The sequence below is a fragment of the Yersinia pekkanenii genome (genome assembly GCF_001152565.1).
GTDB classification, from domain to species: Bacteria; Pseudomonadota; Gammaproteobacteria; order Enterobacterales; family Enterobacteriaceae; genus Yersinia; species Yersinia pekkanenii.
On record NZ_CQAZ01000029.1, the window covers coordinates 22,598 to 35,324 of the forward strand.

Consider the following 12,727-nt stretch of genomic DNA (forward strand, 5'->3'; position numbering starts at 1 on the left):
AATTCAGGTGTTTATTTAATCTATTTTATTATCCGGTAGCGGATCACAATCTATATAGGTGATTCTTTCCGGTAATAAACTGGCTGATGCCCTCCATCTGTTTAGTGCATCAACTATATTTATCTGCTCTTGCGGTAGCAGCTCCTTAAACGCTAATCCATGCCTGGCCCTTGGAATATCTGCAAGATAGTAAATGGCACCTTTCATTTTTGGGTCTGTGTCGCCCATTTCTTTAAGCAGTGCCGGAATGATTCCCTGGTGTTTTTTGTTGGGGAATAAACACCAAATTTCAGCGGTATGCCGTAGGCCGTGCTGACGCTCTTTTAATGTCAGCGGTACAGTTCGGGCCTCTTCGGTGTTTGCCATACATCCCCTTACGCAAATATTCCCATCAGACGCGCCCACCAACAGGGTTTAGCCCTGGGCTTTGTCATGAATGGAGTGCGACAACCCCTGATAAAAAAGACTTTGCTTGCATCTGGCTGGAAGTGACGTCCCTCAGGGGTTTCAATCCAACCCCGATAATGAAAGCGGTACGTTACCTGCCCCTGATTGATTTCTTGACCGCTTACCAGCATTGCGGCCAGTGACGGACATTGATTAGCGGTCATAAAGTGATCTCCATCAAATGAATAGTTGCCGGGGGACGGCATCGCGCCCGGCCCGCGTTTTTTGTGGTACTGTTTTTGCGCCGGTTACTACTGTGAGAAGGAACTCCGGCGCAAATACCTACCAACCACAAAAAGGAGTTATATACATGGAAATTGAAGCAATTTTCCCAAAGGAACTTGAGTGCAAACTAATGTCCGACGCTTCCGGAAATAAGTTTATTGGCGTAATCATGGGCAATCTCCATACGCGTATTGGAACTTTAATGGGGCACGATACGCCGCCATATGCTCTAACTCCGGAAATGGCTACAGACCTTATTCAGGATTTGATTGATGGTCTGAATAATATCGACGGTGGAAACCGCTCTCTTCGACTGTGAGAAATCTCATTTCATAGCCAAGCAGGTTTTTAAAAATAAAAGATGGTGTAAGTTCAGCCTCAGGAGTGGGGCTGGTTTTTTTCGATGTACCACGCGGTTGTAATTTCTTCATTTTCACAATCCCATTCCGTAAATAAAAATAAAACCCTTTCGCGATGGATAAAGACGCCGCTAAGCGGTTTACTGAAAAACTTGACTCAATAATGAATCTCGCCTTTGGCCGTAGTCAGCCCACCGTGTCGCTATCTTTTGATTCCAACTATGTGAAAATGCGAATTGATGCCCTTATCAGGCTCGCTGACGAGATGAGATCCAGCGAGCAATAGAGTATCTAACCCCTTGTTCTAACTTATCAATGTCGGGCTGCTTTACTGGCTCGGCATTTTCAGAATGATCTGCCAGGCTCCACATAAAGCCCTGCACCATCTTTAATAGTTCAATAATATCTTTACGAACAAGATGGTGTTCGAGTTCGGTAATCATTCTTGCAATAACGCAATCCGAAAACATTGCATCATTTACGGTAATGGGTTTCATCTCTTGAATGGGTGGGACTGGCTCAGCTCGCCCCACTGGCTCTTCTTTAATGTATCCGTCGGGTATGCCTTTGACTGCATTGGGTGGGTATATCGATACGGCATCAATGATATGAGCACCGTCGCTTGCTGGAATAAGGGCGGCGGCAATAACGTCAAGGGCTACTGATGTGCGCGCGCGGGCGTCGCCGGGGTAATTTATTACTGATCCGGTACCGGAGGGAAATACTGATTCAATCATTTCAGTATTAAGAATAAAGAATCCTTCGGTAGATTTTATTTTCACAAAATTAGACATATTTAAATCCTCGCTGGTTAATAAGAATAAAACCCTTTCGCAAATCTATTATTTGAGGGAGGGCTTTATCCCCTCAGTACTTCATTAAATGGTTCGGGTGGTACCTTGCTTGCCTTGAAGTCGCGGGTGGCGTCTCTCAATAATGGGTAGACGGTTATGTCACCCTCGCCAGTGGTTACCGCCAACGTTGTCAGCATGTCCAGATTGGCAATGGTATTTGCGGTAATGATGTCGTATTTCTGAATGACTAATTTCCGCTCGGTATCAGGCAGAGAGCTGATCGCGTTACCGGGGAAGCTTGCCCACAATTCGTCACTGTTAAAGTAATGGTTTTGCAGCACGATATTGGCGAGCTGTAGAATTAGTGACTTTTTCATTGTGCGTTCCTCATTTCATGCAGCGTGTCGATGTATTCCAGCGCCTGCGCTAGCGCGTCAAATTTGCCGTAAGACTCATCGCCCTGGCGAACGCGGTAACGAGTGATTGGGTTTATCTTGCTGCGCTTGTTGCAGGTAATTAAAAAACCACAGTAGGAATAGGTGTGGTTACTAATACGGTTCAGCGCACGAATAGGGGCGGGCTGGGTAATCTCATGCGCTAAGTTTTCTAATGACTGGTAGGTCATGCTGCGGCCCCTGCTTTATTCTTGCGGCCCCTGCCGGGCTTGCTGACGTTAATACGGTCTTTCCAGCCGTGCCATGCTGCTGGCGCGGTATCGACTAACTGTTTCGCGTGGTTGTCCCACTCTCTGCGGTTAACCCATAACTCCGCTTGGCCGCCAGGCTTAAGGGGATCAGCCATGTAAAAGGCGGGCAGTTTTCCGGCCTTTGCCATTGCCACTATTGCGCCAACAGTCTTACCGATATGGAGGGCGAAACCCTCTTTCGATACCAGGTCGGAAGGGTTTACAGATAAGCGAATTTCTTCCTTTACCGGCTTGCCAGCTCTGGTTTTGGCTTCGGTAGTTTCATCTATCGTTTTAGCTTCATCAGACATTTGCTATTCTCCAGTCTGCTATTTGGTATTGAGTTAGAACTAGTTGGAACCAGTTACAACACAATTATCTATCCCAATTGGAATAGATACTATGGAGATGTTCGCACTATGTCAATTGGATTAGGTGAAAAAATCAAACTGATTAGGGAGTCAGAGAGGCTTAGTCAGAAGGAAATGTCTGATTTAACAGGAATTCCATACGGAACGTTCATTCACTATGAGCAAGGAAGATCAAAGCCAGGGGCTGATGCCATCATAAAAATGCTAAAAGTATCCAGATTTAGAAAATACAGGGACTGGTTTATGTTCGATGAAGTCAATCCAGCAGCCGGGCAAATAGCACCGGCCCTCTCTCTTAATGGGCCAGAAACCACAGCGTTACCCCCATCAGAGACGAAAATTGGTTAGATATTTATTACGAATACGCTGACGACCTTTGGTCGCAATCTGTCAGTTATGTCGGAGGGCTTACTTATGTCGATTAAGAAGCTCGATGATGGTCGTTATGAGGTGGACATTAGACCGCAGGGTTCCGAGGGAAAGCGAATTCGGCGCAGGTTTAACACGAAAGGCGAGGCTCAAGTTTTTGAGCGCCATATTCTTGTTAATTACCACGATAAAGATTGGCTGGAAAAACCAGCAGACCGTAGAAGATTCACTGAATTACTTGAATTGTGGTGGGTATATCACGGCCAGAGCCACGTTAGGGGCAAAAAAGAAAGAGAGCGATTGACCGCGATTATTAAAAATCTCAGCGTTCAAGGTGTTATCAGGGCCGACCAGCTTACAAGAAAGTCGATTATAGACTACCGTGTGCGTATGTTGAGTGCAGGGCTAAGGCCGTCGAGCGTTAACCGGCATCACGCCATTTTAAGGGGGATGTTTACCAAATTAATTAATGCCGATGAGTACCACAGTCCGAACCCATTTGAAGGGGTTAAGCCATTCAAAGAAGGCGAGACAGATATGTCCTTTTTATCTGATGAAGAGATAGAAAGTCTCATCAGCCTACTGTCGGGGGATGATCACAAAGCTGTATTGCTGTGCCTTGCTACTGGTGGGCGATGGGGTGAAGTGTCAAACCTTAAATGTGAGCATATTATCGGTAATAAGGTAACATTCATGAAAACCAAAAATGGAAAGCGCCGAACGGTTCCAATATCGGATGAATTAAAATCATTCGTAAGGACTGGCAAGTCTGGTGCTTTATTCCGCCCAAGCTATACAACAGTCCGTAATGTGCTAAAGAAAGTGAAGCCAGATTTGCCACCGGGTCAGGCGGTGCATGTTTTGCGGCATACGTTCGCAACGCACTTCATGATGAACGGAGGGAATATCATTACACTTCAGCGGATCTTGGGACATGCGACGATACAGCAAACAATGACCTATGCGCACTTTGCGCCAGACTTTTTACAGGATGCAGTGGCGTATAATCCCATCGCGGGAATGTCCATAAAGTGTCCATAACTGTCCATTAACTGGCACTAATTAGGACTTGTTAGCACGACTTAAAAAATATAACTCATTGTTTTGTAATGGCAATTACTGCTATTGCTGGGGTTGCCAAGGTACTTGCGAGTCGCCTTTTTTTTGCCTGCAATTTAGGCACCGAATCAGTCAACAAAAAAATTAATGACAGTAGCCACAATCTAGAGAGGAGACGTACCCATGAAAGCCTATCAGCGCGATTTTATCGAGTTTGCGCTTAACAAGCAGGTGTTGAAGTTTGGCGAATTTACCCTGAAGTCTGGGCGGATTAGCCCCTATTTCTTTAATGCCGGGTTGTTTAATACTGGGCTTGACCTGGCAAGACTGGGGCGTTTCTACGCTGCGGCATTAATGGATTGTGGAGTGGCGTTCGATCTATTGTTCGGGCCAGCATACAAGGGCATTCCTATTGCCACCACCACCGCCGTAGCGTTGGCAGAGCACCATGAGCGTGATGTGCCTTATTGCTTTAACCGTAAAGAAGCGAAAGATCACGGTGAAGGTGGCAGTCTGGTGGGTAGTTCGTTACAAGGTCGGGTAATGTTAGTGGATGATGTAATAACTGCTGGCACTGCTATTCGTGAATCAATGGAGATTATCAATGCGCACGGTGCCACTCTGGCCGGTGTGATGATTTCATTGGACCGTCAGGAACGTGGCCGTGGTGAGATTTCAGCAATTCAGGAAGTAGAGCGAGATTATCACTGCAAAGTGATTGCCATTGTCACGCTGAATGATGTGATCGGTTATCTGGAAGAAAAGCCAGAAATGGCTGACCATTTGGCGGCAGTGCGTCAATATCGTGAGCTGTATGGCGTTTAAACCGTAATACGGAATAAATGTGAAAGGGCCAGATGGCCCTTTTTACATAACAACCAGAGTATATTTGGGGCTTATTGCAACTGCGCCACAATCAGTGGCCAGCGCGCATCAAACTCTTGCGTCGGCCGGTAGCGGAATTCAGAACGAACAAAGCGTGAAAGCATCCCTTCACAAAATGCCAGTAGCTGAGTTGCCAATAGCGCTTCATCATGGATAAAACCTTGCCCGTCGCGTAGTTTTTTCTCGCGCAGAACCTGACGTAGCTGTACCTCAATTCGTTCAAATAACTGGTTAATCCGCCCTTGCAGGCGATCTTGTTCGAACATCAGCGCATGCCCGGTCATGATACGGGTCAGCCCTGGATTGCGTTCCGCAAAACCTAATATCAGCAGCAGGATAAGCCGGAGGCGATTGAACGTCTCTTTTTCATCTTGCAAAATCAAATTAATGCGGGACATCAAACTATCTTCAATAAACTCGATCAGGCTATCAAACATCCGCGTCTTACTGGGGAAATGCCGATAAAGCGCGGCTTCGGAAACCCCCACATTAGCCGCGAGTTTAGCGGTAGTAATGCGTTGGTTGCCGTCACCGGATTCCAGCATTTGCGCTAAAGACTGCAAAATTTCCTCGCGCCTATTCCTTTTCGTATTTTCTTTTTCTGCCATGTCCGAGTAGACCCTTGCTAAAAATGACTTAATAACAAAAACCCAAATACCGGCCGCACTGGGTACCAAGCCCCGGCGGCTTATGTGATAGCTTTTTTACGGTATTGAGGTCTAGGGTAGGTTATTGGCGCCCAGAATGACCAAAACCACCGGTACCACGTTCACTGAGGTAAAAATCTTCAACCAAATTGAATTCTGCTTGTACTACGGGAACAAATACCATTTGTGCGATGCGTTCGCCGGGTTCGATGGTAAAAGGTTGTTGACCACGGTTCCAGACTGACACCATCAACTGACCTTGATAATCGGAATCAATCAGCCCGACCAGATTACCCAATACCACACCGTGTTTATGCCCCAAACCGGAGCGCGGCAGAATGACCGCAGCCAAGGCGTTGTCACCGATATGTATCGCTAAACCAGTGGGTAACAATGTGGTTTGCCCTGGCAGCAAATCAACTGCCTCGTCCAGACAGGCCCGTAAATCCAGCCCAGCAGAACCTTCTGTAGCATAGGCTGGTAAAGGAAATTCATTGCCAACACGTGGGTCCAGAATTTTAATGTCGATTTTTTTCATCATAACGGCTGACAATCTCGTCTATTAAATGCTGACTGAGGAGATGTTTATCGCTGAGCGGTAAACGTTTCTCGCCAGCTGGCCAAAAAAGGTGCAAGGCATTGGTATCACTGTTAAAACCATGCTCTGCGAGCGATACATCATTAGCGCAAATAAGATCCAGCTTCTTTCGCGCCAGTTTTTGTCGCGCGTATTCTTCCACATTCTGGGTTTCGGCAGCAAATCCAACCACAAATGGACGATTTTTAACCATCGAAGCCACGCCGGCAACAATATCCGGGTTTTTCACTAACTTAAGGGTAATCTCGTCACCCTGTTTTTTTATTTTCTCGTCAGAAACGTGCTCTGCACGGTAATCTGCTACTGCGGCACAAGAAATAAAAATATTCTGCTGGCCTGCCAGGCTCTGAACGGTCTGCTGCATCTCAATAGCACTGATAACATCAATGCGATCCACACCAACTGGCGTGGAGAGGTTCACCGGCCCGGCAACCAGAGTGACCTTGGCTCCTCTGGCAGCCGCTGCCTGAGCAATAGCGAAGCCCATCTTGCCCGAACTTTGATTGCTGATAAAGCGCACGGGATCAAGTGCTTCACGCGTTGGCCCAGCGGTAATCATGACACTCAAATGTTGCAGATCTTGTTTGGCATAAAAATGATCATGCGCCAATGCGACAATTTCCAGCGGGTCCAGCATTCTGCCTGGGCCGACATCGCCACAAGCCTGGCTGCCACTGTCTGGCCCCCACAGTAACACTCCGCGATTGGCAAGGGTCTGCAAGTTCGCTTGGGTAGCGGCTGCCCGGTACATCTGTTGATTCATGGCGGGCACGGCTGCAACAGGGGCTACGGTTGCCAGGCAAACTGTAGTCAGTAGGTCATTAGCCATACCTGCTGCCACTCGCGCCAGTAAATCTGCGGTAGCAGGGGCCATAATCACCAAATCAGCCCATTTACCCAGCTCAATATGGCCCATAGCCGCTTCTGCCGCAGGATCGAGCAAATCGTCAGCGACGGGATAGCCCGAGACTGCCTGCAACGTGAGCGGCGTAATGAATGCTTTGGCGGCGGGGGTCATAACTACGCGTACATCTGCGCCTCTGTCGCGTAAGCGGCGTACCAGCTCAGGAGATTTATACGCGGCAATACCCCCGCTAATTCCGAGCACAATATGTTTGCCGGCAAGTCCCGTCATCATGATTGTCCGAATGAAAGCCATAGGAGGCGATATTTTAGCATAACCGCTGAGCAGATTAGCTATCAGGCTGTCTCCTGATGTCATCAATCAGCAAATTTGCGAGACGTTACGCATGCTCTTAATCATGGTGTCGCTGGGTATAAAGCCTTCTGTCATGCTGCCTACGCTGTTCAGGGATAACAGGAGCAAAAGGATGGATGGATGGTATGGGCAGATAGCCCCAAGAGAAAAATTATTGCAATACGGTGCTGCCGTGCTGACTGACGCCGAGTTGCTCGCTATTTTTTTACGCACCGGTATTCCGGGGATGCATGTAATGCAGATGGCAGAGTATTTGATTGAAGAGTTTGGTTCGCTGCACGGGCTGATGTCTGCAGATTATCAGACGTTGTGCGCACGAAAGGGGATTGGAGCGTCGAAGTTCAGCCAAATTCAGGCGATTGGGGAGCTGGCTTCTCGCTGTTTTTCATCTCATCTAATGCGAGAAAGTGTTCTACTTAATCCCGATATCACACAAAAATTTCTGCAAAATATTCTTTCTCACCGTGAGCGTGAGGTTTTTTTAGTTATGTTTTTGGATAACCAGCATCGTGTTATTCGCCATGAGGAGTTATTTACTGGTACCATCAACAGCGTTGAGATCCATCCAAGGGAAATTGTGCGCGAAGCGTTGAAGGTTAATGCCGCCGCGCTGATTCTGGCGCATAATCACCCTTCGGGTAAGGCTGAACCGAGCCAGGCCGACCGTTTGATTACTACGCAGGTGATAAAAGCCTGTTCATTATTAGATATTCGGGTGCTCGATCATTTGGTGGTTGGTCGGGGTGAATGTGTCTCATTTGCCGAACGGGGATGGCTTTAGCCAAATAATAATTGATCCTTTCGGGATCTTTAGCTGTTCGGGACTTGAGCACTTACGCTTCAGAGCGTATACTACGCCACCTTTGAGAATCTTGGGTTTGGCGTGAAGGGCCTATCTCAGCAGGTTTATAGCCTGGTGATAGGGGTTTCTGACCTGATGACAGTGAGTCTTCTCAGTGAATTTGCTGAGATGGGCTCTAAAGCCTGACGAGGCGGCCAAATCCTATACGAAGCTCGAGCTGATTTGATTTTTGGAGAATAGACATGTCCCGAGTCTGCCAAGTTACTGGCAAGCGCCCGGTGAGCGGTAACAACCGTTCCCACGCAATGAACGCGACCAAACGCCGTTTTCTGCCGAACCTTCACTCTCACCGTTTTTGGGTTGAGGGCGAGAAGCGCTTTGTAACTCTGCGTGTATCTGCTAAAGGTATGCGTTTTATTGATAAGAAGGGTATTGAAACGGTCTTGGCCGAAATTCGTGCCCGCGGTGAGAAGTATTAAGGAACTGAATCATGGCTAAAGGTGTTCGCGAGAAGATCAAGCTAGTTTCTTCTGCTGGTACTGGTCACTTCTATACCACTACGAAGAACAAGCGTACGAAGCCGGAAAAATTGGAATTGAAGAAATTCGATCCAGTTATCCGTCAACACGTGATCTACAAAGAAGCTAAAATTAAATAATTTTAGTGGATTAAGAAAAACCCGGCTTCGGCCGGGTTTTTTATTATATACAGTACAGTGAGATACGTTGAAGGGAGGTTAGATGCCTGAATTACCAGAAGTTGAAACCAGCCGACGCGGGATCGAACCTTATCTTGTCGGTCAGACTATTCTTTATGCAGTGGTCAGAAATGCCCGCTTACGCTGGCCAGTATCCGATGAAATTCTGGCATTAAGTGATCAACCCGTGCTGAGTGTTCAGCGTCGGGCAAAGTATTTACTGATAGAACTGCCGACTGGCTGGATTATCGTGCATTTGGGGATGTCAGGCAGCCTGCGCATTTTGTCAGAGGAAGCTGAGGCGGAAAAACATGATCATGTCGATTTGGTGATCAGTAATGGCAAAATATTGCGTTATACCGACCCGCGCCGCTTTGGTGCCTGGTTATGGGCGAAAGACCTGGAAACCAGCAGCGTTTTAGCGCATTTAGGGCCTGAGCCACTGAGTGATGAATTTTCTTCCCAATATCTGTTTGATAAATCACGTAACAAACGCACCGTGATTAAACAGTGGTTGATGGATAACAAAGTGGTGGTCGGGGTTGGCAATATCTATGCCAGTGAATCTCTGTTTGCCGCCGGTATTTTGCCAGAGCGTGCTGCCGGTTCATTAACCGCATCCGAAATCACTTTGCTGGTAGCAACGATAAAAGCCGTGTTATTGCATTCTATTGAGCAGGGGGGCACGACATTGCGCGATTTTTTACAGTCAGATGGTAAGCCGGGTTACTTTGCACAAGAGTTACAGGTGTATGGGCGAGCTGGTGAGGTATGCCGCCGTTGTGGGCATCGGATTGAAATTGCGAAACATGGGCAGCGCAGCACGTTTTTTTGCCGCCACTGCCAGCATTAATCATATCCCCTTCGTATTTGAAGCCGCAGGGCTGTTAGCTATCTTAGCTTGCTGCCTGGCTGCCTGGCTGCCTTGGTGCGTCAATAAGGGGGTCAGACCAGTTTCGCCATTAGCGCCTTGGTGACCGATGCTGGAAGGAATGGCGTGATGTCTCCACCATGGCGCGCCACTTCTTTCACCAGTGATGAGGAGATAAACGACCACTTTTCTGATGGCATCAGAAAGACACTTTCCAGCTTTGGCATTAGATGGCGGTTCATATTTGCTAGTTGCCATTCATATTCAAAATCTGAAACTGAACGTAAACCCCGCACTAAAATATTCGCATCGTGTTTTCTGGCAAACTCCGCCATCAGTTCACTGAACCCTAACACTTCAACATTCTTCAAGTGTACCGTCACTTTTTTTGCCATTGCCACCCGTTCGGCGAGGGTAAACATCGGTTTTTTACTGGAACTGTCGGCGATAGCCAGGATGACATGACTGAACATCGCTGATGCCCGTGTCACTAAGTCCAAATGCCCATTGGTGATGGGGTCAAATGTCCCCGGATAGATGGCTTTGGTGGTCATGAATTCTCGCTCTTCTGATATTGATGGCTCAATGCCCACAGAGCCGCATATTTATTAAAGGTATATTGCGCGTTTACCACCGCCAGCAATAGCCCTTGTTTACCATCGAGGAAGCCAGCACGTAGTAGCCATGTCTTACAGAATGCCCCGAGAGTATGGCTGAGAATTGAAAAATAACTGCAACTTCTGCCTTGTTGGTGGCGTTGGGTTGCCCATGCTTCAGCGTAACTGAGTTGTTTACGCTGAAAAGTAAAGAAATCACGGCAAGTTAGATGTAGTAAATCGCCTGCTAAGGGGATGACGTTAACCGAGCCACTGTTAAGTGATTCATGGACTAAATCGTCGTTGTAACGGAATTGATGGTGTGGATATAACCGGGTCACTCTATCGGGATACCAGCCACTGTGGCGCATAAAGCGGCCTAAGAACAGATTTCGCCGGCCACAGCTATAAACTGCGCCTTCTTCTGGTGCCAGTAGCACGGCTTCAATCGCGGTTTTTAGCTGTGGCGTCACTCGCTCATCAGCATCCAGCATGAGAATATAATCACCATTGGCATATTGCTGGGCTAATTGCCGCTGTTTGCCATAACCCGGCCATTCTGTGTTGCTGTACACTTTTGCGCCATATTGTTGCGCTAATGCGACGGTTTCATCTTCACTGCCTGAATCTAATACCACTATCTCATCAGCCCAGATAACGGATGCCAAACAATCCGCTAGCAGTGAGGCTTCATTCTTGGTAATCATCACCACTGACAGGCGTTTTTTTGCACTCATTTAGTGGCTCCGTTGCGGTAAATAAGGCTCCAGCAAGTGTAATAACCGTTGTAGCGCGCCTTGATTTTCATGCAATACATCAACCGCATGGCGGCCATAATAGAGACGGCAATCTTCATCAGTCAGCAGCATGGTGATTTCTTTCACCAGTGATAGCGTGTCGGTGACCGTAATCAATCCCTCGGCCTGTTCCAGCTTGGCACAGATGTCTTTAAAGTTAAACGTATGCGGCCCCATCAGCACGGGTATCGCATGAGCTGCAGCTTCCAACGGGTTATGACCACCACGTTCAACCAGACTGCCGCCCACAAAGGCCAGATCAGCAATGCCGTACAGCAGCATTAGCTCACCCATGGTGTCACCAATCACTACCTGTGTATTGCCTGTAGGAACTTCGCCCTTGCTACGTAATGTGTAGCTCAGCCCGGCTTTCTCCGTCAGTTCAACCGCTTTAGGGAAACGTTCTGGGTGACGAGGCACCAGAATCAACAACAATGTTGGGAAGCGTTGCAATAATTGACTATGGGCTTCCAGCAAAATGGATTCCTCGCCGTCATGGGTACTGGTCGCAATCCACACTGGGCGATGAGGTGCCCACTGGCGGCGCAATGTCACGGCTCTGGCGGCTAACTCAGGGGTGACGGAAATATCAAATTTCAGACTACCGGTTACCGTGAGCTGTGAGCGACGAAGACCTAATTCAATGAAACGATCGCCATCTTCCTGATTTTGTGCCGCAATCAGGGTGATCCGTTGCAACATATTACGGATAAAACTACCGATTTTTTTGTAGCCAGCGGCAGAGCGGGCAGAAAGACGCGCATTGGCAATGACCAACGGTATCTTGCGGCGATGCAGTGCATTGATAAGGTTCGGCCACAGCTCTGTTTCCATGATAATAACCAGCTTGGGATTAACCTGATCAAGAAAACGGTTCACCGAACCGGGGAGGTCGTAGGGCAGATAAACGTGGTGAACATCTTTACCAAAAGCGGATTGAACACGCTCAGAACCGGTCGGTGTCATGGTGGTGACGGTAATAGGTAATGATGGATAACGGTGACGTAATGCCCTGACCAAGGGGATGGCAGCCAGTGTTTCACCGACTGAAACTGAATGCAGCATGATACCGCCAGCGACGACTTTACCGGCACAAAAACCATAGCGTTCTGCCCAGCGCTTGCGATAAGCAGGGGATTTACGGCTACGTAACAACAACCGCAGCCAAATCAAAGGTTGAATAAGGTAAAGTAGTACCTGATATAAACGCAGCAACATTCTATCAATTTCATTTATATGGATTATTAAGAATAATACCATATTTGAGCAAGAAAGGCTCTTTTCAACTGGGTTCGATGGATGGCCG

Annotated in this window: 20 protein-coding genes; 8 read left to right on the forward strand and 12 right to left on the reverse strand. The window is 47.7% G+C overall.

The genetic code is table 11. The features are described 5' to 3' along the window. Positions 1-15 precede the first annotated feature (15 nt). Together AEP37_RS14880 and AEP37_RS14885 are read right to left on the reverse strand one after the other, a co-directional pair. Positions 16-366 carry a DUF5347 family protein gene (locus AEP37_RS14880; RefSeq protein WP_049614067.1) on the reverse strand — a complete coding sequence of 117 codons (351 nt, stop codon included), beginning with the start codon at positions 364-366 and terminating at the stop codon, positions 16-18. A gap of 8 nt (positions 367-374) precedes the next feature. Then, positions 375-653, reverse strand: a complete 279-nt coding sequence (locus AEP37_RS14885) for a phage filamentation protein Fil family protein (protein WP_331462903.1) — start codon at positions 651-653, stop codon at positions 375-377. Between the two features lie 104 nt (positions 654-757). Here AEP37_RS14885 and AEP37_RS14890 point away from each other — a divergent pair, with 104 nt between their 5' ends. Further along, positions 758-991: a hypothetical protein gene (locus AEP37_RS14890; RefSeq protein ID WP_049614069.1), complete on the forward strand. Its 234-nt coding sequence runs from the start codon at positions 758-760 to the stop codon at positions 989-991. Between the two features lie 288 nt (positions 992-1,279). Here AEP37_RS14890 and AEP37_RS14895 read toward each other — a convergent pair whose 3' ends face one another. The 4 genes from AEP37_RS14895 to AEP37_RS14910 all read right to left on the reverse strand — a co-directional run bounded on the left by AEP37_RS14895 (position 1,280) and on the right by AEP37_RS14910 (position 2,821). Continuing rightward, complete coding sequence (locus tag AEP37_RS14895; protein WP_049614070.1) at positions 1,280-1,825, reverse strand: hypothetical protein; 546 nt, start codon at positions 1,823-1,825, stop codon at positions 1,280-1,282. Positions 1,826-1,890: 65 nt separating this feature from the next. Then, complete coding sequence (locus AEP37_RS14900) at positions 1,891-2,202, reverse strand: hypothetical protein (protein ID WP_049614071.1); 312 nt, start codon at positions 2,200-2,202, stop codon at positions 1,891-1,893. After that, positions 2,199-2,450, reverse strand: a complete 252-nt coding sequence (locus tag AEP37_RS14905) for a hypothetical protein (protein WP_049614072.1) — start codon at positions 2,448-2,450, stop codon at positions 2,199-2,201. Before AEP37_RS14905 ends, AEP37_RS14900 begins: the two co-directional genes overlap by 4 nt. Further along, the gene (locus AEP37_RS14910) at positions 2,447-2,821 is read right to left on the reverse strand and encodes a Cox family DNA-binding protein (RefSeq protein ID WP_049614073.1); all 375 of its coding nucleotides are present in this window, start codon (positions 2,819-2,821) and stop codon (positions 2,447-2,449) included. Before AEP37_RS14910 ends, AEP37_RS14905 begins: the two co-directional genes overlap by 4 nt. A gap of 108 nt (positions 2,822-2,929) precedes the next feature. Here AEP37_RS14910 and AEP37_RS14915 point away from each other — a divergent pair, with 108 nt between their 5' ends. The 3 genes from AEP37_RS14915 to pyrE all read left to right on the forward strand — a co-directional run bounded on the left by AEP37_RS14915 (position 2,930) and on the right by pyrE (position 5,134). After that, a complete protein-coding gene (locus AEP37_RS14915) occupies positions 2,930-3,229 on the forward strand; it encodes a helix-turn-helix domain-containing protein (protein WP_049614074.1) in 300 nt (99 codons plus the stop codon). Positions 3,230-3,295: 66 nt separating this feature from the next. Further along, entirely contained in the window at positions 3,296-4,291 is a 996-nt protein-coding gene (locus tag AEP37_RS14920; RefSeq protein WP_049614075.1) for a phage integrase, read from the forward strand. A 201-nt stretch (positions 4,292-4,492) separates the two neighbouring features. After that, complete coding sequence (gene pyrE, locus AEP37_RS14925) at positions 4,493-5,134, forward strand: orotate phosphoribosyltransferase (RefSeq protein ID WP_049614076.1); 642 nt, start codon at positions 4,493-4,495, stop codon at positions 5,132-5,134. A 71-nt stretch (positions 5,135-5,205) separates the two neighbouring features. Here pyrE and slmA read toward each other — a convergent pair whose 3' ends face one another. The 3 genes from slmA to coaBC form a co-directional block, all read right to left on the reverse strand. Then, the gene (gene slmA / locus AEP37_RS14930) at positions 5,206-5,802 is read right to left on the reverse strand and encodes a nucleoid occlusion factor SlmA (RefSeq protein WP_049614077.1); all 597 of its coding nucleotides are present in this window, start codon (positions 5,800-5,802) and stop codon (positions 5,206-5,208) included. 121 nt (positions 5,803-5,923) lie between these two features. Continuing rightward, entirely contained in the window at positions 5,924-6,382 is a 459-nt protein-coding gene (gene dut / locus AEP37_RS14935; protein ID WP_049614078.1) for a dUTP diphosphatase, read from the reverse strand. Continuing rightward, positions 6,360-7,577 (reverse strand): bifunctional phosphopantothenoylcysteine decarboxylase/phosphopantothenate--cysteine ligase CoaBC, encoded by a 1,218-nt coding sequence (gene coaBC, locus AEP37_RS14940; protein ID WP_049614113.1) that lies wholly within the window; start codon positions 7,575-7,577, stop codon positions 6,360-6,362. The genes dut and coaBC overlap by 23 nt, the downstream gene beginning before the upstream one ends. A gap of 193 nt (positions 7,578-7,770) precedes the next feature. Between coaBC and radC the strand changes: the two genes are divergently transcribed. From radC to mutM, 4 genes are all read left to right on the forward strand, one after another. Beyond that, positions 7,771-8,439: a RadC family protein gene (gene radC, locus AEP37_RS14945; protein WP_049614079.1), complete on the forward strand. Its 669-nt coding sequence runs from the start codon at positions 7,771-7,773 to the stop codon at positions 8,437-8,439. Positions 8,440-8,702: 263 nt separating this feature from the next. Further along, a complete protein-coding gene (rpmB, locus tag AEP37_RS14950; protein WP_049614080.1) occupies positions 8,703-8,939 on the forward strand; it encodes a 50S ribosomal protein L28 in 237 nt (78 codons plus the stop codon). 11 nt (positions 8,940-8,950) lie between these two features. Further along, positions 8,951-9,118 (forward strand): 50S ribosomal protein L33, encoded by a 168-nt coding sequence (gene rpmG / locus AEP37_RS14955; protein ID WP_049614081.1) that lies wholly within the window; start codon positions 8,951-8,953, stop codon positions 9,116-9,118. Between the two features lie 82 nt (positions 9,119-9,200). After that, positions 9,201-10,010 (forward strand): bifunctional DNA-formamidopyrimidine glycosylase/DNA-(apurinic or apyrimidinic site) lyase, encoded by an 810-nt coding sequence (gene mutM, locus AEP37_RS14960; protein ID WP_049614082.1) that lies wholly within the window; start codon positions 9,201-9,203, stop codon positions 10,008-10,010. A 92-nt stretch (positions 10,011-10,102) separates the two neighbouring features. Here mutM and coaD read toward each other — a convergent pair whose 3' ends face one another. From coaD to waaA, 3 genes are read right to left on the reverse strand one after another with little or no spacing between them, the layout of a single operon-like run. Next, a complete protein-coding gene (gene coaD, locus AEP37_RS14965) occupies positions 10,103-10,582 on the reverse strand; it encodes a pantetheine-phosphate adenylyltransferase (protein ID WP_049614083.1) in 480 nt (159 codons plus the stop codon). Then, positions 10,579-11,361 (reverse strand): glycosyltransferase family 2 protein, encoded by a 783-nt coding sequence (locus AEP37_RS14970; RefSeq protein WP_049614084.1) that lies wholly within the window; start codon positions 11,359-11,361, stop codon positions 10,579-10,581. The genes coaD and AEP37_RS14970 overlap by 4 nt, the downstream gene beginning before the upstream one ends. Continuing rightward, on the reverse strand, positions 11,362-12,639 hold the full coding sequence (waaA, locus tag AEP37_RS14975; protein WP_049614085.1) for a lipid IV(A) 3-deoxy-D-manno-octulosonic acid transferase: 1,278 nt from the start codon (positions 12,637-12,639) through the stop codon (positions 11,362-11,364). It abuts the gene before it with no gap. Between the last annotated feature and the right edge of the window lie 88 nt (positions 12,640-12,727).